17 protein-coding genes are annotated in these 20,183 nt (G+C 43.3%); 1 reads left to right on the top strand and 16 read right to left on the bottom strand.

The window, feature by feature from the left end; all coding sequences use genetic code 11:
• Nucleotides 1–42 precede the first annotated feature (42 nt).
• The 15 genes from AC2HW8_RS03000 to AC2HW8_RS03070 form a co-directional block, all read right to left on the bottom strand.
• Complete coding sequence (locus AC2HW8_RS03000) at nucleotides 43–861, bottom strand: TPM domain-containing protein (RefSeq protein ID WP_117885480.1); 819 nt, start codon at nucleotides 859–861, stop codon at nucleotides 43–45.
• The gene (locus AC2HW8_RS03005; RefSeq protein ID WP_117885477.1) at nucleotides 858–1,982 is read right to left on the bottom strand and encodes a TFIIB-type zinc ribbon-containing protein; all 1,125 of its coding nucleotides are present in this window, start codon (nucleotides 1,980–1,982) and stop codon (nucleotides 858–860) included. The genes AC2HW8_RS03000 and AC2HW8_RS03005 overlap by 4 nt, the downstream gene beginning before the upstream one ends.
• Before the next feature lie 77 nt (nucleotides 1,983–2,059).
• The gene (locus tag AC2HW8_RS03010) at nucleotides 2,060–3,301 is read right to left on the bottom strand and encodes an SPFH domain-containing protein (RefSeq protein WP_021883867.1); all 1,242 of its coding nucleotides are present in this window, start codon (nucleotides 3,299–3,301) and stop codon (nucleotides 2,060–2,062) included.
• Between the two features lie 217 nt (nucleotides 3,302–3,518).
• Nucleotides 3,519–4,304 carry a zinc ribbon domain-containing protein gene (locus AC2HW8_RS03015; RefSeq protein WP_484327134.1) on the bottom strand — a complete coding sequence of 262 codons (786 nt, stop codon included), beginning with the start codon at nucleotides 4,302–4,304 and terminating at the stop codon, nucleotides 3,519–3,521.
• Nucleotides 4,305–4,320: 16 nt separating this feature from the next.
• The gene (aspS, locus tag AC2HW8_RS03020; RefSeq protein ID WP_046431057.1) at nucleotides 4,321–6,099 is read right to left on the bottom strand and encodes an aspartate--tRNA ligase; all 1,779 of its coding nucleotides are present in this window, start codon (nucleotides 6,097–6,099) and stop codon (nucleotides 4,321–4,323) included.
• Nucleotides 6,100–6,168: 69 nt separating this feature from the next.
• Nucleotides 6,169–7,461, bottom strand: coding sequence for a histidine--tRNA ligase (gene hisS, locus AC2HW8_RS03025; protein WP_117837980.1), 1,293 nt, complete (start codon nucleotides 7,459–7,461; stop codon nucleotides 6,169–6,171).
• Nucleotides 7,462–7,577: 116 nt separating this feature from the next.
• The gene (gene mgsA, locus AC2HW8_RS03030; RefSeq protein ID WP_015523032.1) at nucleotides 7,578–7,973 is read right to left on the bottom strand and encodes a methylglyoxal synthase; all 396 of its coding nucleotides are present in this window, start codon (nucleotides 7,971–7,973) and stop codon (nucleotides 7,578–7,580) included.
• Nucleotides 7,974–8,045: 72 nt separating this feature from the next.
• Nucleotides 8,046–8,786 carry a septum site-determining protein MinD gene (locus AC2HW8_RS03035; RefSeq protein WP_015523031.1) on the bottom strand — a complete coding sequence of 247 codons (741 nt, stop codon included), beginning with the start codon at nucleotides 8,784–8,786 and terminating at the stop codon, nucleotides 8,046–8,048.
• Between the two features lie 284 nt (nucleotides 8,787–9,070).
• Nucleotides 9,071–11,092, bottom strand: coding sequence for a peptidoglycan D,D-transpeptidase FtsI family protein (locus AC2HW8_RS03040; RefSeq protein WP_484327135.1), 2,022 nt, complete (start codon nucleotides 11,090–11,092; stop codon nucleotides 9,071–9,073).
• 23 nt (nucleotides 11,093–11,115) lie between these two features.
• Nucleotides 11,116–11,619, bottom strand: a complete 504-nt coding sequence (locus AC2HW8_RS03045; protein WP_482594197.1) for a hypothetical protein — start codon at nucleotides 11,617–11,619, stop codon at nucleotides 11,116–11,118.
• The gene (gene mreC, locus AC2HW8_RS03050) at nucleotides 11,616–12,437 is read right to left on the bottom strand and encodes a rod shape-determining protein MreC (protein WP_015523028.1); all 822 of its coding nucleotides are present in this window, start codon (nucleotides 12,435–12,437) and stop codon (nucleotides 11,616–11,618) included. Before mreC ends, AC2HW8_RS03045 begins: the two co-directional genes overlap by 4 nt.
• Before the next feature lie 74 nt (nucleotides 12,438–12,511).
• A complete protein-coding gene (locus AC2HW8_RS03055) occupies nucleotides 12,512–13,522 on the bottom strand; it encodes a rod shape-determining protein (RefSeq protein WP_015523027.1) in 1,011 nt (336 codons plus the stop codon).
• Between the two features lie 110 nt (nucleotides 13,523–13,632).
• Nucleotides 13,633–14,073: a dUTP diphosphatase gene (dut, locus tag AC2HW8_RS03060; protein WP_015523026.1), complete on the bottom strand. Its 441-nt coding sequence runs from the start codon at nucleotides 14,071–14,073 to the stop codon at nucleotides 13,633–13,635.
• A gap of 169 nt (nucleotides 14,074–14,242) precedes the next feature.
• Nucleotides 14,243–16,306: a peptidase U32 family protein gene (locus AC2HW8_RS03065; protein WP_484327136.1), complete on the bottom strand. Its 2,064-nt coding sequence runs from the start codon at nucleotides 16,304–16,306 to the stop codon at nucleotides 14,243–14,245.
• Nucleotides 16,303–16,947 carry a cell division protein ZapA gene (locus AC2HW8_RS03070; RefSeq protein ID WP_482605584.1) on the bottom strand — a complete coding sequence of 215 codons (645 nt, stop codon included), beginning with the start codon at nucleotides 16,945–16,947 and terminating at the stop codon, nucleotides 16,303–16,305. The genes AC2HW8_RS03065 and AC2HW8_RS03070 overlap by 4 nt, the downstream gene beginning before the upstream one ends.
• Nucleotides 16,948–17,245: 298 nt before the next feature.
• Here AC2HW8_RS03070 and AC2HW8_RS03075 point away from each other — a divergent pair, with 298 nt between their 5' ends.
• Nucleotides 17,246–19,135 (top strand): glycoside hydrolase family 13 protein, encoded by a 1,890-nt coding sequence (locus AC2HW8_RS03075; protein ID WP_484327137.1) that lies wholly within the window; start codon nucleotides 17,246–17,248, stop codon nucleotides 19,133–19,135.
• Between the two features lie 285 nt (nucleotides 19,136–19,420).
• Here AC2HW8_RS03075 and AC2HW8_RS03080 read toward each other — a convergent pair whose 3' ends face one another.
• On the bottom strand, nucleotides 19,421–20,176 hold the full coding sequence (locus tag AC2HW8_RS03080) for a hypothetical protein (protein ID WP_118102137.1): 756 nt from the start codon (nucleotides 20,174–20,176) through the stop codon (nucleotides 19,421–19,423).
• Nucleotides 20,177–20,183 lie beyond the last annotated feature (7 nt).

Genomic DNA, 20,183 nt, shown 5'->3' on the forward strand with positions numbered 1-20,183 from the left:
GAGAATACAGCATTCTCCGCAAAATTCAAATAGTTTTCAGCATTAAAAGCTTCTGCTTCCGCCGCCCGATGAACCGCCGCCACCGGAGGAGCTGCTTGATGAACCGCCCGAGCTGTCGGAATCACTCCGGATTCTTGTGACGGAAACATGCTTTGTCAGGAAGATATCCTTCTTGTCGGTAAGCATAGTCTTGCTGTTTTTCTTGAGGTCATAAGTTCCTGCTTTGCCGTTGTGCTTGTAACGGTTTTTCACTACAATAACAACAATAACGGCAACAATGATTGAACCGCCCGCAATGACAATGCCGTAATGCTTTACGACATAGAGGAATTTGTTATCCTCTTTTTCCTGCAAATCAATATTTTCGTTTGACTCGTCATCGTCAATACCCTCGTTATAGTAGTGGTCAACATAATAGAGGAATTGTTCGGCAGCACTGTAATAGTTGCCTTGCTTCATATCACGCTGAACATCATCAAGAAGAGTATTAACACGGCCATCGCCGAAATAATACATTGCATCGCCTTTTGTTCTGAAGTCGATTGCTCTGCCCTTCATATCAATCGTGAGTATAACGCCCGCCGTAGTTTTGCCGTATTTGTCGGCATAATAACGGTTTGCAAACGGTTTGATATTGTCCTCGGTTTTGCCCTCGTTGTTAGTATAGATAACCGCAACCCAGCCGGTTTTTTGAGCAAAAGCGTCAAGTTCCGCCTGAAGCTGTGTTTCTTCCTCCGAGGTAAACAGTTCGGCGTCATCACGGAGTTCTGTTTGTCCCGCCGCAAAAACAAAGAGCGGAGTGCAGAAAACCATAATCATTGCCGCAAGCATTGCGGAAAGTCTTTTTGTAACATTCATCATAAGAACAACAGACCTCCCAACAAGCCGAGTGCCATAAGCGCTGCGGCAATAATTGCAGCGAAAGCAAGAAGCTTTCCTGCGGAGGTAGGAAGCTCACCGTAGGTTTTGCCAGTCTGACCGTTAACTGCAAACGGCAGAATTTTACCCCTGTATTTATAGGTTACAACCCAAACGGGCAAGAGGGTATAGTTCCAATTTTCAAGGTCGATTTTATCGTTGTAGTTCTGAATCTGAACGGCACTGTATCCGCTTGCCGTGTCTTTCATAAGCTGTTGACAGTATCCGTTGATTCTTGTTTGAACTGCCTGTGCAACCTCATTTTGCTCAATGTCACGCTTTTCTGCCTGAAAACCCGAAAGATAGGACATTGCAAACGGGTGAGCCTCGCCCAAATCGTAAGGGTGTACGCATTGGAGCATATCTCTGTCCTGACCTTTTAACGCTCTTTCAAAAACATTATTTACAATCAGATTGCCTGCTCTGTGGAGCTCAAAAACCTTTGTTTCCGTGTAACGGTCATCTCCGACAGTCCACGAACGAACCTTTTCGCCCTTTGCAATCATCTGTGCGCTACGCTGTTCGTCAACATACCAATACGGAAAATACACACCCGTGAGTTTGTCAAAATGCTTTTCGCTGACAAAATTCTTCGGCAAAAACCATTTCCTTTTGCACATTTCAAGAAACTTGTCAATTGCCTTCTGCTTTGAAAGCTTGAACGGAATCACACGGTCGGGTTTAAATTCACCCGAAAGTCTGCCGCCGAGAACAACAGGATTCTGACAATAGAAGCAGGTTGTTGCCGCAGTTGACGCTGTTGTAACAACCTGAGCACCGCAGCTTGGGCAGTTGTAGATAACAGCCTCTTCCTCAGTTTTGTTTTCTGCCTGTGCGCTGTCATTGCTCTGCGCCTGCTTGGCGGCATTCTCTTTAGCCTTTTCCTGTTCCTTTTTCTCCTGCTTTTCTGCGCTGTTCTCTTTTTGCTCCTTCTTGGCAAAAAAATCCTGAACATACTTTTCCGTAAAATCGGACATACAGTATTCACAACTGAACATCTGCTTATCGGGATTGAATTTCAGCGGAGCGGCGCAGTTCGGACAGGTGTAGTTTACAGTTGCCATAACTTACCCCTTATAATTAAATTCTGAAACATCCCCCTCCGTTTGAGAAGAGGGATTGTTTGTACTTAAAATTCAGATTATTCTGCCTTTGTACCGCATTCGGGACAGAACTTTGCATTTGCAGAAAGCTCATATCCGCAGTTTGTGCAGAAACGCTTTTTGGGAGCCTCGGGCTTCTTTGAACCGCACTCCGAGCAGAACTTGCCTGTGTTTACCGCACCGCATGAGCAAGTCCATGAGCCTGCGGCTGCACCGCCTGCCTGCGGAGCGGGAGTCTGCTGCGGCTGAGCCTGTTGCTGTGGCTGAGTCGGCTGCTGCTGACGGTACTGCGGATTCTGCTGATAACCGCCCATGATATTTCCGCCGGCATTCATACCTATGCCCATGCCCATAAAGCCTGCCATTGCACCGTTTGCATTTGAGCCGGCATCTTTAAGGCCCTCTGAAATATTGGCTGCAACATAGCCCTGCTGAACTGCTGCGTCCGAGAGCATTGCGCCCTTGTTGCGCATATTGATGAGCTCCTGACTGTCCTCTGTGTAGGAAACATCCATACCAACGGCAAAGACTTCCATACCACGAGCCTGTGTCCATTCCTCATCAAGCGTCTGTGCCATATACTGACCGATAAGACGCTGTTTTGACTTGATAAAGCTGATTCTCTCACCGTCGGCGGAATACTGGTTGATTGCAGAACCGAGAGCGCCGACGAACTCCTCGTTATACTGTGCTCTTACATCTGCGAAATCAACAGACTTGTTTTCCGTAACAGCCTCTCTCGGAATAACCTCCTGATAGAACTTGAACGGCTCAACAACCTTGATTGAATATGTACCGTGAGCACGGAGCATAAGCTCTGAATTGTAAAAATTGTCAAAGTAGTTTACTGGAGTTGATGTTCCGAAAGGAATACCCTTGATTTCCTGAAGATTTATATAGAAAACTCTCTGAGCCTGTGAGGGGATTCCGCCGTACTTAATACGGTTAAATGTTTCCTTGATCGAATCACCGAACTGACCGCAGAAAAGTGACGGCATTGAGCTGTTATTTACCTTAAAATAACCCGGCTCTGCAGTAAAGTCAACAATCTTACCGCCGTCAATAAGAATCATCATCTGGTTATCGTAAACATGAATTACAGAACCGTTTGATACGATGTTTTCAGAACCCTTTTTGTTCTGACTTTTGCCGTTCTGCGAAACAAGCTGACCGGGACAGATGAGGGTGTTGTCGCCCATAGGGGACGGTTCAATGACCTCGAGCCATGAATCTGCGAGTCCGCCTCCGACTGCATTTATCGCTGCTTTAATAATACCCATAATTTAACTCCTTAATTTTTGTAGCTTATAGCTGATTTTTCAGATATTGCTGTTACACTAATAATAATATGTTTGAAGAAAAATTTCAATACTATTATTAAAAAACAGGCTGAATGGCATATGTTTTTTTATTGTTCCAATGTTTTGCCATCATAAATAATGCAAAAAGACGGTCGGGAAGAGGGCATTTGGCTCTGACAACCCGACCGTCAAACTTTCAGAATTTTCTCTGTTGAAGTGTCTGTTCGTTTACGGAATTAAACCTCCACGAACGAATGTTAATTTCTTTTATTGCAGTTCCGCAGAACTGACAAAATTTTTCTCCCAGCGTTTTTACGGGAGCGCCGCAGTTGGGGCAATTCACTCCGAGAGCGGTTGCTCTGTTATGAAGCCGGTCAGCGTCCTGAACATACATCAACTCAACCTCATAGATTGTCTGCATTCTGTTCTCTCTGCTGCCAAAGGTCACCTCATTGTTCATATCGGTAACATACGAAAAGTAACCGACAGATGCCTCAAAAAGTATCGTTACCGTTGCACCGTTTTTTATATAGCGGGCAATCTGAACATCGTAAATATTGACATCCTCATAGTGCTGTGTATTTGCAACAGATGAAAGCTGGTCGATAATTCCCTGAACATAGTTTGTAAAATTCGGAGTGACCTCCTCCGCAATAACGCCGAGCCTTTTTGACTCAACCGCCGAAAAGTAGTTTCGCAAAAGTGAACGGGTTTTGTTCATATACTGCTCAACATCAAGCTCGGGAAAATCCTTTTTTATCATTGGCATATAAACCGAGGTCATTCCGTGAAGCGAACGGGGAGTTTCACGCATTTGCTCCTGATCCTCTTTCACGCCCTGAATGCCCTCAATAAGGGAGCTTGTACCGAACAATGTTCTTGAAAGATGTCTTATCTTACTGACAATTACCGTAACTATAATTGCTATTGCAAGTACGACTATCGACACAGAGATGATTGTTGCAATTGTATCCGGACTCATATAATTGTACCCTTAATCAATCTTCCTTGTTGACAACCTTGATTCCGAGAACCTCAAGGCTTTCATCGTCAACCTCTGCCGGACACGCAGACATAAGCTCGCTTGCATTCTGAACCTTCGGGAATGCTGTTACATCACGGAGGCTGTCAGCCTTGCACATCAGCATTGTAACACGGTCAAGACCGATACCCATACCACCGTGTGGCGGTGCGCCGTATTTGTAGGCTTCAACAAGGAATCCGAACTTTGCTTCGATTTCTTCATCGGTGAGCTTCAAAGCCTTGAACATCTTCTGCTGGAGTTCATAGTCTGTGATACGCATTGAACCGCTTGAAAGCTCAACACCGTTGAGTGTGAGGTCATAGGCCTTTGCAATAACCTTTGACGGATCTGTGTCAAGGTACTGTAGGCACTCTTCCTTAGGCATTGTAAACGGGTGATGCATTGCAAGCCATTCACCGCTTTCCTCATCATATTCAAAGAACGGGAAGTCAACAATCCAGAGGAACTTGAATACATCGGGGATAATGTCAAGACGCTTTGCAACAACAAGACGAAGTGCGCCGAGTGTTGAAAGAACCGTGCTGTTCTTGTCGGCAACGATGAGGATAACATCGCCCTTTTCCGCACCGAGTCTTTCGTAGATTGCAGAAAGCTCTTCTTCGCTCATAAACTTTTTGAATGATGCGTTAGGCTCGTCAACCCATCTTACATATGCAAGACCCTTTGCGCCGATGCCCTTTGCATATTCTGTGAGCTTGTCAATTTCTTTTCTTGTGTAGACCGACGACGCATTCTTGGCTACAATTGCTCTTACAGAACCGCCGTTCTCAATTGCACTTGTAAATACGCTGAAACCGCAGTCCTTAACAAGGTCCGAAATGTCCTGAATCTTCATGTCAAAACGGATATCTGGCTTGTCCGAACCGTAGCTTTCCATAGCCTCTTTGTAGGTCATTCTCTGGAAGTGCTCCTCAAGGTCAATGTTTAAAACCTCTTTGAAAAGCTTTTTGAAGAAGCCCTCGTTGATTTCGAGGATTTCATCAACATCAACAAATGAAAGCTCCATATCAATCTGTGTAAATTCAGGCTGACGGTCTGCACGAAGATCCTCGTCACGGAAGCATCTTGCAAGCTGAATGTAACGGTCAAAGCCCGCAAGCATAAGGAGCTGTTTGTAAATCTGCGGTGACTGAGGGAGAGCATAAAACTTGCCGTTGTGGATTCTTGACGGAACAAGGTAATCTCTTGCGCCCTCGGGAGTTGACTTGATCATCATAGGAGTTTCAATTTCAACAAAGCCGTTGTCGTGGAAATAATCTCTTGCAACCTTTGCAATCTTACTTCTCATCATAAGATTGTTGAGAAGAGGACGGCGGCGAAGGTCAAGATAACGATATTTAAGTCTTAACTCCTCGTTTGTGTTTGTATCGTCAACAATTTCAAAAGGCGGCGTCTGTGCCTTTGAAAGCACACGCATATCGCTTACAACAACCTCGATATCGCCTGTGGGAATTTCGCTGTTCTTTGAACTTCTTTCGCAAACAACACCCTTTGCGGCAAGAACAAATTCACTTCTGCATGAAAATGCCTTATCAAAAATTTCTTTGTCTGTTTTGTCATTGAATGCAAGCTGAACAATGCCTGTGCGGTCACGCAAGTCAATGAAAATGAGCTGACCGAGGTCACGGCAACGCTGTACCCAACCGCAGACAGTTACCTCTCTGCCGACATCACCGATACGCAAATCTCCGCAATAATCGGTACGCTTCATTCCTGTCATAAATTCTGCCATTGTATATGCTCCTTTATATGAATCGGTCGGCATTTTTAATGTGCCTGACCGACCGAAAATTTTCTTTTATTACTTATTTTTCTGTTCGTCCGAAAGCTGAATTTCGATGAACTTCTCCATGAAATGCCCGTCAAGAGTAACCTCGGCTGTTTCGCCTGTTTCCATATTCTTGACCTTGGCTGTGTTCTGCTCGATTTCGTTGTCGCCCAAAACGATTGAATATCTTGCGTCAATCTTGTCGGCATACTTCATCTGAGCACGAAGTCCTCTGCCGATAACATCGGTTTCGGCAATCATTCCGCAGCTGCGAACCTGTTTGATAAGCTCAAAAGCCTTAACCTTTGCGGCATCGCCCATTGTCGCAATGTAGAGCATACACTCGTCATTGTCGGGAATCTCAATGCCCTGCTTATCCATTACCATGAGAAGTCTTTCCATACCCATTGCAAAACCGAGGGAGGGAAGGTGCTTACCGCCGAGCTCCTCGATAAGACCGTCATAACGACCGCCGCCGCAAACAGTACCCTGAGCACCGATACAATCGGTTACAAACTCAAATACTGTCTTTGTATAGTAATCAAGACCTCTTACAATTGTGGGATCAACCGTGTATTCAATGCCTGCGGCATCAAGATATTTCTGAACTGCGTCAAAGTGGTTTCTGCACTCGTCACAAAGATAGTCTGTAATCTTAGGTGCGTCCTTTGCAATCTCGGAACAGATAGGACTTTTGCAGTCGAGAATTCTCATCGGGTTTTTGTCAAGACGGGAAAGACAGGTGTCACACAGCTTGTCCTTATAACCCTCAAAATATGATTTCAAAGCCTTGTGATATTCCGCACGACAGGTCGGACAGCCGATAGAATTAATCTGAAGATGAACGCTGTCAATCTGAAGTCTGTTGATTACGGAGCTTACAAGGCTGATAAGCTCTGCATCGGCAACAGGATCCTGTGTGCCGTACTCCTCAATACCGAACTGGTGGAACTCACGAAGTCTGCCTGCCTGTGGCTTTTCATATCGGTAGCATGAAACAAAGTAGCTTGCCTTAATCGGAAGTCCTTCGTTTTCAAGAGCGTGTTCAAGAACGGCTCTTGCCGCACCGGCTGTACCCTCGGGGCGAAGTGTTACGCTTTCACCGCCCTTTGTGTCGAATGTGTACATTTCTTTCTGAACAACATCGGTTGTCTGACCAACGCCACGGGCAAAAAGCTCTGTGTGTTCAAACACGGGAGTTCTGATTTCTCTGAAGCCGTAGGAGCGAGCCTCCTCACGCATAATCTTTTCAACAAACTGCCATTTGTAGCTTTCCTTCGGAAGAACATCTTCCGTACCCTTGATTTTCTTGGTTATAAGTGCCATTTTTCCCTCCGAAAATTACAATCTTTTATAGAAAAGGGAAACGAAAAAATCTCCCTAAAAAACACAACAATCGGGCAGTATTACACCACCCGATATGTAAAGCGAAAATAATTAAATTATTTGAGAATATTTCTCCAGTCAAGGTCGCCTCTTTCAAGACCGTGGATAAGCACCTCGGCAGTTGCAATGTTTGTTGCAACCGGAATGTTGTGCATATCGCAAAGACGGAGCATATTCATATCGTTAGGCTCGTTCGGCTTTGGATTGAGCGGATCTCTGAAAAAGAGAAGCATATCAATCTCATTGCACGCAATTCTTGCCGCAATCTGCTGACTTCCACCCTGAGAGCCTGCAAGGAATTTCTGAATTGTAAGACCTGTTGCCTCTGACACCATTTTGCCTGTTGTGCCGGTGGCGCAAAGGTTGTTGCGGCTGAGAACACCGCAGTAAGCAATGCAGAACTGCACCATCAGTTCCTTTTTTTCATCATGAGCTATAAGGGCTATATTCATATATATTTCCTCCAGACATTTATTTCATATCAAATTAGTTTCAAAACTTTAACTCAAAATACCCCGCACAAACTACCCTTTGAAAGCAAGGGGAATATGTTTTCCCTCAAGCCTCTGTGCAAGACAGTCAAAAACGGACGCCGCCGCACTCCAGTTAAGTCCGGCAACACCTCGCTGAACAATCACCGAAATACGGATGTCAAACGGCACAAGCGCAATAAGCTGTGTCTGTGTTGCGTCAATAACGCTGTCGAGGTCTTCATAAAAACCGAGCTGTGTAAAAAGCTTTCGGTCAAAGCGGTTGATAACAAGTCGGATATTTGTTTTTCCCATTGACTCAAGCTTTCTCCTCACCTTAACCGCACCACGCACACCCGTCGGCTCTGCATTGGTAACAATCAAGGCTCTGTCGGCAGGAGCCGCCGCAGTTTCAAAGCCCGAACCGATTCCGGCAGGGGAGTCGATAAGGACAAAATCAAAGCTGTCCTTTACTGAGTTGACAAGTTGAGTAAACACCGAGGGACTTAGTTCGTTTTCGGTGTCAAAGGGAGCCGCCATAAGGTAGAGGTTCTCATTGTTTTTGCTTTTGTAAACAGCCTCACCGAATGTACAGTTGCCGCATACGGCATCCGACGCATCAAAAATTATGTCCTGCTCCATATCGAGCATAATGTCAAGACCACGCATTCCGCAATCACAATCAATAAGCAAGACTCTTTTGCCCTGCTTTACAAGAGCAACGGAAAGACAAATGCAGACGGTTGATTTACCCGTTCCGCCTTTTCCCGACGCTACAACTATAACATTATCCATAATAAATTCTACCTCTGCTATATTCTATCACAAAATCCGTTAAAGAGCAAGAAACGAACATTATTTTTATCAGCCAAAATTTTTGTTGATATTTTAGTGATAGTTAATAAAATTATTCTTCATTTTTAACGGTTTGCACAATAATTTCATTGATTTTTAATGCTAAAAGCAAAAAATAAGTTTTTTATGTTTGGTCGTTCAGCCATTATACGGTCGGGATTTTTGTTTTATCTTTTAACATATCGTATTCTCGACCATAATTTTCAATTTTCCATTTTCAATTTTCAATTAAAATATGCGTCCAGCAAATCCTTTGCAACCTGCATTGAATATCTGCCCTTTGCACCGTGTTCGATTACAACGGCAATTGCGACCTCGGGCTTTTCATACGGAGCATAGCAAATGAATGTTGTATGGTCTGAGCCCGAGTTTTCAGCCGTACCTGTTTTGGCGGCAACCTTAACTTTATAATCACCGAACATATAATTTGCCGTGCCGTTTTCGTTCTGAGTAACGCCGAGCATCGCCTTGCGAACAATATCAAGATTCTTCTTTGAAATTCCGCAATCACCGTAGCTTTCAACATCTGTCGATTTTACGGTTTTCGTCCGCTCATAATTTGTAACTTTATCAACAATGTGTGTTTTGAGCCTCTCACCGTTGTTGGCGATTGTCGCAACATAGGTTGCAAGCTGAACGGGAGTAAATGCGTTGTCGGACTGACCGATTGCGGCTGAAACCGTGTTGCCGACCTGCCAGCTTGTGCTGTCTCTGCCTGCAAGAGTTCCCTTTGATTCCTCAATTTCAACACCCGTGTATTCGCCGAGACCGAACTTCTGCGCATACAGATACATCGGTTCAATTCCGAGCCTTCTGCCCGTGTCGGCAAAAAAGTAGTTGCACGATTGTTCAATTGCGCCCGTAACATCAAGACTGCCGTGATAGTGCATACACCTTACCACATTGGTAGGGTAAAAATCATAGTCCTGTTTGCAGTAGATTTTCGTTTTATCGGTTATGATTTTCTCCTCAAGAGCCGCACCCGCAACACACGGCTTAAACACCGAACCGCAGGCGAATGTTCCGACTGTTGCACGGTTGTACATCGGAGAATTTTTGTTTTCGGAAAGTTTGACATAGTACGAGCCGTATTCGCTGTACCTGTTCAAATCGTATGTAGGATAGCTTGCCGCCGCAAGTACCGAAAAATCCTTGACCGACAACATTACAACTGCACCTGTTTCACAGTCCTCACCGTTATTTTTCTGTCCCGATTCCTTGCCCGCCTGTTTTGCCGCTTTGACATTTTCTTCAAGCGATTTTACAGCGGTTTTCTGCAATTTTGAATCAATTGTAAGGTAGACCGTGTTACCCGGTTTTGCACTCTCGGTTTCAATGCTTTCAACAAGAGTTCCGTCAGCATTTCGCTGAATAACCCTTGTTCCGCCCTTGCCTTTGAGGTCATCTTCACAGGCAAGTTCAATTCCGAATTTGCCTATCTTATCATCATAGGAATAGCTCTTGCCTTGTTTTTTCAGCTCATTGTATTCATCTTCCGACAACGAACCGAGTGCGCCGAGGATGTGCGGTGCAAGGTCCGGGTCCGAAGCACCTCGTGTGAGATAGGTCTGAATTTCAACACCGCTCACACCCTGAGTATTTTCGCTGACGGCATTCACGGCACTTCGGCTGATATTTTTGGCAAAAACATAAGGGTTTGAATTTGAATACTTTTCAAGTTCCATATTGTAATGAATTGAAACGAGCGTTGTTTTTTGACTTATACTTAACCTGTCGGAAATTTTGTAGCGTTTTAAAAGTGCGTCAAAGCAATCACCGGCACTTGTGTTCCTGTCCATATCAAGAAAATCCGATGACAGAAGTTTTTCCGCATCTTCTTCACGGCTTGTTTTATAAACGCAACTGCCGTCCGAGCCGACCGAAATCGGCAATGAATCTGTTCTTGCATCTCCCGTTTTTGTGAGAATATCAGCAAGTTCAAGTAAAATTCCGTCAAGCCTGTCCTCCTCAATATAAAGCTTATTGAGGACTATTTTATACTTTGTGGTGTTTACAACAAAACCTACACCGTTGCGGTCAACGATTTCGCCCCTTGTTGCGTCGGTTTTTTCGGTATATCCCGTTGATTTTGCGGCAAGACTCTTGTAGCTTTTTCCCTGTACAAGCTGCCAATCGACAAGCCTGATTGCAAAGCCTGCAAAAATTGCGGCTGTTATTATTATGCAGACTGTTGTTCTGCTCTTTTTACTTTTTTTGCCGTTTTTTCTGCTTTTGCCGAATCCCATACCGAACCTCCCTTTCACAAAGATTAAAGATTTTTGTTTAAAAATGCCGTGAGAAAATACAGCGGAATTGTCAAGGCGAATGTGTAAAGTATTCTTGAAATGTAGTGCCGTACAAACAACACGCAACCGCTGTCAAGCCCTGCAATCAAGACGAACAGCAAATAATAAATCAACATTACCGTCATCACCGCCGCAAATGAAAACACGATAACGGTAACAAATGACGGTACAAAATATTTGCTGAATACAAAGTTTTCCGCATAGCAGACAATCGTAAGTGCAAAGGCAAAATAGCCGATACTGCCGTCAAATGAAATATCCGTCAGCACACCGCACAACGCACCGAAAATTACCGACGGCAAAGTGTTTTCAAAAGAAGCAATGCAGAGTGCAAGTGAAATCAACATAAGCGGTCTGCCGCCGAAAATTTCGGGAATTATAAAACCCGAACCCTGAAAAACATACAGAATTATTAACAGCAGGGAATAGCCGAAAAATCGAAAAAAAGTTCTTGAAGCTCTCATCATTTTTTAACCTCGCCCTTGCCGTCAAAATCGGTAATAATTGCGGCAGAGGTCACGGTGCGGATGTCCTCATACGGCTCAACAACAGCATAACGGGTTGTGTCATAGGAATTGAACTTCAGTTCTTTAACCTTGCCGATTATGAGATTTTTCGGATAAACTCCGCCTGTTCCCGAGGTTACAACAATGTCGCCTACTTTGATTTTGTTGTTCTCTGCAATCTTTGTCAGACAGGTGAGATTATCGTCACAATATTCAGCGTTTCCGCTTATGATTCCGTTGTCGGAAGTCTTTTTGTCAATTGCAGACGCTTTGGTGTCGGGTGAAAGAATTGTTCTTACCCGACAGGTCGTGAGTTCAACATCACTCACCCAGCCGATAAGACCGTTTTCCGTGATTACGGGATCATTTTTTTCCACATTGTCTGTTGAACCCTTGTCAAGAGTGAACGAGTAGAAATCATCGTTTGCATCCCTTCTCAACACACCTGCCGGAAGAATGTCGTATGACGGATTTTCCTTTTTAAGCTCATAATATTTCCACAGCTTTGCATTTTCTTCCTTGGCGTCAAGGTAGTCAACAAGCTGTTCACGGAGTTCGGCATTTTCCTTTTTAAGCTGTTCGTTTTCTTTTTCAAGTTCTTCCTTTGACTTGTCGGAAGACGCCGCACCTGCGGTCAGCGTTGAAAGTCCTTTTGTAACCGTGTTTACCGCACCCGAAAAAATGTTACTGCCGTTATGAGAGAAAACACTCATCACAGTTAGTATGACGAGTGTAATTATCAAAATTTTTGAGTTTTTATTATGTAAAAATTTTCTCATATCTCATATTTACATTACAAATACGGTCGGGCGGTGTTTTTTCAATCTGCCCGACCTTACTTTGTCGATTTTTATTATCTGTCGTGCTTGTACTGAACACCGAGCGGTTTGCCGAGTCTTTTTCCTGCACCGTCAACAACACAGTCAAGCGGTCTTTCGGCAATGTGAACAGGCATACCCGTCTGTTGCATAACAAGCATATCAAGTCCCTTGAGTAACGCACCGCCGCCCGTGAGCATAATACCGTGGTCGATTATGTCGGCAGAAAGCTCAGGCGGAGTTTTTTCAAGAGTGGTTCTGATTGCCTCAACAATTGTTGCAAGCGGATCGGCAAGAGCCTCTCTGACCTCGGCTGAGGAAATTGTAATATCCTTTGGAAGTCCGTCAACAAGGTTTCTGCCCTTGACAACAAGGTTTTTTTCTTCCTCACCCGGATATGCGGAGCCGATTTTCATTTTGATATCTTCGGCAGTTCTTTCACCGATGAGAAGATTATATTTTCTTTTGACATATGTTGAAATCGCCTCGTCAAACTTATCTCCGGCAACTCTTACGGAACAGGCTGTAACAATGTCACCGAGAGAAATTACGGCAACCTCGCTTGTGCCTCCGCCGATGTCAACAACCATACTTCCGCACGGTTCGTCAACGGGCATACCTGCGCCGATTGCGGCAGCCATCGGTTCTTCGATAAGAACAACAGGAGGCTTTGCACCTGCCTGATATGCGGCGTCCTCAACAGCCTTTCTCTCAACCTCGGTAACACCCGAAGGCATACAGATTATAACTCTCGGCTTGCTGAAAATTCCTGGTTTAACCGCCTTTTTGATAAAGTGCTGAAGCATTTTGGCGGTTATTTTAAAATCGGCAATAACACCGTCCTTGAGCGGACGAACCGCAACTATGGAACCGGGAGTTCTGCCAATCATTTCTTTTGCCTGTGAGCCGACTGCAAGAACCTCGTCGGTACGCATATCAACTGCGACAACGCTCGGTTCACGCAAAATTATTCCCTTTCCTTTAAGACAAACAAGAGTGTTTGCAGTTCCAAGGTCAATTCCTATATCCTTTGAAAACGAAAACATCCCACAGCCTCCTTTTACGCTGTAATACCCAAATGTATTTTACTCAGGCAGTATACTTTTATCATATATCTTTTTACAAATAAGGGCAATGATAAATTGTCGAAAATCTTTTATTTTTTACCCGTTGAGCCAAAACCGCCCTCGCCGCGCTCTGTGTTGCCAAGCTCCGTAACCTCTTCAACATCACACGGAACAACAGGAGCGATGACCATCTGACAGATTCTTTCAAACGGCTCAATCTCATAAGGCTTGTCCGAAACATTGCAAAGACCTGCGCAGATTTCTCCACGGTAGTCGCTGTCAACAACACCCACACCGTTTGAAAGGCAGATGCCGTGCTTGATTCCCAGACCGCTTCTTGCATAGAGAAATGCGGCAACGCTGTTGTCGGGAAGTTCAATTGCTATACCTGTCGGAACAAGCACAAGCTGACCCGGATTGATTGTGATTTTTTCGTCAATGCAAGCATATAAATCCATACCGGCAGAACCGTTTGTGGCTCTTTTCGGGATTTTTGCATTGTCTTTTACCTTTTTTATTTTAACAGTCATAGTTTACCATCCTTCATTTCCTGCAAAAATTTGCAGGAATTATTCATTACTGTTTTTATTTTTCTCTAAAAAAATTATTTATTGCAAAAATGTAATTATAAATCTCTGTTAAACGGAAAAATCACTTTTTCCACAAAACAATAATGATTATTTTAACATTTTCAACAATCTAATTAACACCTCGGCGGTACAGTCCATATGTTAATTTATCTTTCAACATCGGATAAAGGCTTGATTCGTTAAGACTTTCCACGGTTTCCACATAGTTTTCAACACTAAATCTTAAAATGTTGAAAGATGTTAAAAGTGTTAAATTTTGTTTATCAGGAACGAAAAGCAAGTCACAATTCAGAACCTCGGTACAGTTTCCGTCGCATTTCAGTAAAAATTGTTTACCGAGTCGGTCTTTCATTTTTGAATGATTTTTGCAAGTTTTGCAGTCTATACCTGCACCCTTGACAGGGCAACTCCTGCAAATCATAAGAGGAAGGTAGCCGTAGCTGATAATTCCCCTCGGGATGTTGCCTCCGAGTGCGTTAATTCGCTTAAAATCGAGTTCAAAACTGAGTTCTGCGTCCTTGATTCCGTATTCCTCCGCCCACAAAAGGTCGAGAGTATTTACAAAATTCATTCCGAAACCCGAATGAAGTGTGAAACCGAGATTTTTGGCAATGTATAATGCTCCAAGATTGTTGCACAACACATCGGATATGCCGATTTCTTTCATCTCGGAAAGCTTTTTTGCAATCGTATCTTCCCGTCCGAACATTCCTCTCGGAATTTCAACACCGATGCTAAAGCCCTCGTTTTTGAGCCTTACAAGCTCCCTTTTGTCGGCAAAAAGCGGAACAAAAACAAGCTCGCATTTTTTAAAAGCATTGGAAAGCTTAGTCTGAGGCACTCTTGCACGAGTGGATTTTTCCACAGGCGGTGTGAATTTTGGAAAAGTTATTTCGTAATCACGGTTGATTTTGTAGTTATGAACAACACTTCTCGCCGTATCGAGTTCGTCAAGAACATCTCTGCGCAAGGAATTGATAATTGAAAGCGGAATAGAAATGTCATCATCAATATTTATGTTCACATCGGTGGGATTATATGCCGTTGAGCCTGTTTTTTCAAGCTGTTTTCTGCACTTTTCCGCATCAATCGGTCTGTTGATTGCTTTTTCGGTTACGGTATCCGCAATCTTCTTGACGGTGTGAACTCCGTCAGAAACGACTAAAACGGGATTTTCGCCGAGTTTTGCCGTAAAATCAAAAGTTATTTCAACATTTCCGATTTCGTCCTTGTAGGAAGAACGGATTGCCGAAAACAGCTTTTCATCGGCAGAAACAACATCCGATTTTGTTCTTGTGCCGAACATATGACTTCCCGTTTTGCCGATGTAATAAGCGTCTGTAAAGCCTGTTCGTGAAAAAACCCCTCTGAGCATCTTCTGAGTTTTGTCGCTGATAAAGCCGAAATCACGCTGTTCAACACACGCTCTTACTGCGGCTGAAACATACTCGGGGCGTTTCATTCTGCCCTCAATTTTAGCCGAGGCAACCCCCATATTTTGAAGTTCTCCGAGGTAATTTACAATACTGTTGTCTTTAAGACTTAAAGCATGACCGCCCTTTTGATTGTTTACGGAAAACGGCAGTCGGCACGGCTGGGCACAGGAACCACGGTTTCCGCTCCTTGCGCCTATCATTGCGCTGAGGTAGCATTGTCCCGAAACGCACATACACAACGCGCCGTGAACAAAAACTTCGAGTTCAACCGGAATTTCACAGCATTTTTCAATTTCTTTTTTGCTCATTTCACGGGCAAGAACAACACGCTTGAAACCCATTTCATAAAGTGCCTTTACACCTGATGCGGTGTGAATGCTCATCTGGGTTGACGCATGAAGTGCAAGGTCGGGAACAAGCCTGTGTGCAAGCCTTGCTACACCCATATTCTGAACAATGAGTGCGTCAACATCAGCCTCTGCGGCTGAAATTATGGCTTTTTTCAGCTTTTCAAGCTCGTCATCGAACACAATCGTATTGATTGTGACATACACCTTTACACCGTGAATGTGACAGTATGCCGTTGCTTTCTTTAGTTCTTCATCATCAAAATTTTTGGCAGATGAACGGGCGGAAAATGCCTTTTCGCCAAGATACACTGCGTCTGCTCCGCTCCTTACGGCGGCAATTACACTGTCAAAGCTTCCCGCCGGAGCAAGTATTTCTATCTTTTTCATTTCTTATCTTCATCAAACAGAGAGAACTGCGTCATTGGAACATAACCGAGAAGTTTTTCATTACGCAATTCCTGTTCTGTTTTTTTAGCCTCGTTTGACAGAACATTCACGGGTATATCATCTGACTGCTCTGTCATATTATTTTTTGCATCTGAAGTCTTTTTTTCCTTTGAAACTGAATTTTTTTCAGGCTCTGATTTTTCCGATTTGGCTTTTTCTTTGCCTTTTTCAACACTTTCGAGCTTTTCTTTAAGCTGTGAAACCTCGTGTCCGAGAACAGCAAGTCTTTTTTCAAGCTCTTTATTATTATTTATAAGTCGAGTGTTATCGTTCATGGCCTCCGTAAGCTTTTCTCTGTATTCCTTGCAAAGCCTGTTAAGATCATTTGTCTGCTGAATAATTTTGTCGGCTTTTTCAACATAATCTTTGTTCTTTTTAAGAGCCTTGTTGCGGTCATCACAGAAGTTAAGTGCCGCAAGAACCGCACAATCACGGGTATCAAGCTGCTTTGTGCTTTGGGCGGCCTTTCTTATGTGAGAAAGCACCTCGTTTGCTACCTTTTGAACATACTTTTCATCATCTGTTGTGATAAGTGAATAACTTCTTCCCTCAATCTGAACGCTTACTCTCTTTTTCTCCATAGGAAATGCATCTCCCTTTTATAGCTTTTTCGTCCTCATTTGACTTCTTTGCATACATAATCATTTTACATTATAATATAAAATCGGAAATAATAAAAGAGCAAAGAGAATATTGTTTAAATATTTTTTCATTCGTAGACAAATTTGGCGATTTTATGCTGTTTACAACTTATATTGGTTGAAATATTTATTCTCTTATGATAAAATAATCTTTGCGTCATTTTGGCGGATTTGTCCTAATTTCCGATTAACAGGGCATAACCGCCAAAACAAAATTGACATTTCGGAATATATTATTATGGGAAGTGATTATATGCCCGTACCGTTTGATTCACGAAAAATTTACTATCGTTCACCGTTTGGTGCGGTTGAACAGGGTACCGAGATTCATTTCAGAATTCTTTTGCCTAAGGCGGAGCATACACAAAAAGCACAGTTGTGTGTAAAATATGATTATGACTGCAACTGGGAATTTACCGAGCTTATCTGGTGCGGTAAATTTGACGAGGATACCGAAATTTGGGAGTGCGATTTTACTCCGAAAAAAATCGGACTTTATTGGTATAACTTTAAGCTTACTGGCATTGATAAAACAAGATATGTTATTCCGTCCGATCCGTATAAGGTCAGCACCATTGAAGACTATATGGGCAGAAGCTGGCAGATTACCTGCTACAAAAAAGGCTTTAAAACTCCCGGCTGGCTTGTCGGCGGAATTATGTATCAGATTTTTCCCGACCGTTTTTATTTCAGCGGTGAAGAAAAGAATATAAAGCGTACCAACTTCAAACGCAACAAGGATTGGTATGCTCTCCCCGAATGGAAACCCGATGAAAACGGAATGATTAAGAACAATGATTTCTTTATGGGCGACCTCAAGGGAATTACAATGAAGCTTGATTACCTTGAAAGCCTCGGTGTAAGCTGTATTTACCTTAATCCTATCAGCGAGGCATACTCAAACCACCGCTATGATACGGGCGACTACTCAAAGGTTGATCCGATTCTCGGAACGGAGGAAGATTTTAAGCACCTTTGCGCAGAGGCTAAAAAGAGGGGAATACACATCATAAATGACGGTGTGTTCTCTCATACGGGAAGTGACAGCGTTTACTTCAACCGTTACGGCAGATACGGCAAGGGCGGTGCGTATAATGACAAAAACTCACCGTATTTCAGTTGGTACAAATTCAACGAATGGCCGAACAATTACCAAAGCTGGTGGGGCTTTGATACTCTGCCCGAGGTTATTGAGGAAACTCCGTCATTCAACGAATATATCAACGGCAAAGACGGCATTGTCAGAAAATGGATGAAATGCGGTAACTCGGGTTGGCGACTTGATGTTGCAGATGAACTTCCCGATGTGTTCATTGAAAATCTACGCAAAGCAGTTAAGGACGAAAATCCGAACGCCTTTCTTGTAGGTGAAGTGTGGGAGGATGCAAGCAATAAGGAAAGCTACGGTGCAAGAAGAAAGTTCTTGCTCGGCGAACAGTTTGACTCCGTTATGAACTATGTGTTCAGGGATGCAATTCTCAACTTCTGCAAAGGTCAGCACGGCAAATACACAATGGATCTGATTATGAGCGTAATCGAAAATTATCCCCGTCCTGTTCTCAGAGTGCTGATGAATTCACTTTCGACTCACGATACCGAAAGAGCAATCACAGTTATGGCAGGCGAACCGCTTGACGGCAAGGACAGGGAATGGCAGGCTAACACTAAGCTTGATGACGAGCATAAAAAACTCGGTGTAAAGCTGCTCAAGGTTGCAAGTGCAATGCAGTTTACTCTCCCCGGATTTCCGTGTATTTATTACGGTGACGAGGCAGGAATGGAGGGATATCGTGATCCGTTCAACCGTTGCTGTTATCCGTGGGGCAAAGAAAATAAGGAACTCATTGAATGGCACAAAAAACTTGCCGATGTTAGAAAAAGCTGTTCGGCATTGTGGGACGGCGATTTTATAAATGTTCTTTCGGAGGAAAGAAGAATTTCGTACATCCGCCACGACAAAGATTCCGCTATTTTCTGCACATTCAATCTCTATGATTATGAAGTCGAGGCAAAAATGCCGCCCGGATATGCAGACGGCAAACCTGTTTTCGGTTCAAAGCTTGAGAACAGTATACTCACAATTCCGCCCATGTCCGCAGAATTTGTAGTTCTTGAACTCGGTAAATGATGTATATAGTATAAAACAGAATAAAATATAATTACAAGCGACAGAAATTAAACTGTCGCTTGTTTTGTTGCGGTATTTATATGTTTGTTATATTTGATTTACCGACTTACTCGCCTTCCGTTATCGGCGGAATAAAGCATTCTATCGCACTGCGAAGCTTGGGATAACACTCCGCAGGCAACGGCTGTTGACAGAAAGAAAAAGTAAAACAAATAACAGAACAGATTAAACTATAAGGCGGCTATCGAAAACGATAGTCGCCTTGTCTTTTTGCAAAATTCATTTTTAATTTGCGTTTGTTGTTACCTGGGTTGCATTTGCCACATAGCTTTCATACTCGTCAATGCCCCAGTTTTCTTTTACTTCATCAGAGATAGGAAAGGTGCGAAACAGCATTGTACTGCGTTCACTGTCTGCCTTATCCTCATTGGTGCTGAGAGCATAGACATTGCCGTTGTACCACAGCTCATTTGTATTTTCAAAGGTTGTAAGATAGAAAATATCCTGAATTGTATCAACCTTATTAATGCCCATTCCGCTTACTGCGGCAGCCATTACGGCACTTTTCATCAGGATTGTATCGCTGTTATTTTTCTCGTTTTCAATCGAAACAAAGTTGCTCATTGTTGTTCCGAGACCGATATTCATAATATAATTTGTCTTTGTTTCAACAGAGGCTGTGAAGTTGATTTTATCGGCATTGTAGTAATAATACTGATACTCCGTTCCGTTTGCATCATTCTGAGGACTGCCGAGCATTTTCCAACCCTTTGGATTAATCATATCAAGATTACCCGCCTCTTTGAGCATTTCGTTGTAATTATATGTAAATTCTTCAAGAGTGATTGCGTAGCACATTCCGTTTACATTTTCACTTTCTTTGCGAATGTTCGGATTTTCTGTTACCTTTGCCTCATCAAGAGTAGAAAATTTATCGGGCGCATCTACTACACCCGAAACATCGGCATTCTTCTTGTCAGAACAGCCGAAAAGTGAAAGCATGAGGATTGCCGCTACAATCAGAACTAAAGTTTTTTTCATCAAATCA

The organism is Ruminococcoides sp., assembly GCF_057037865.1.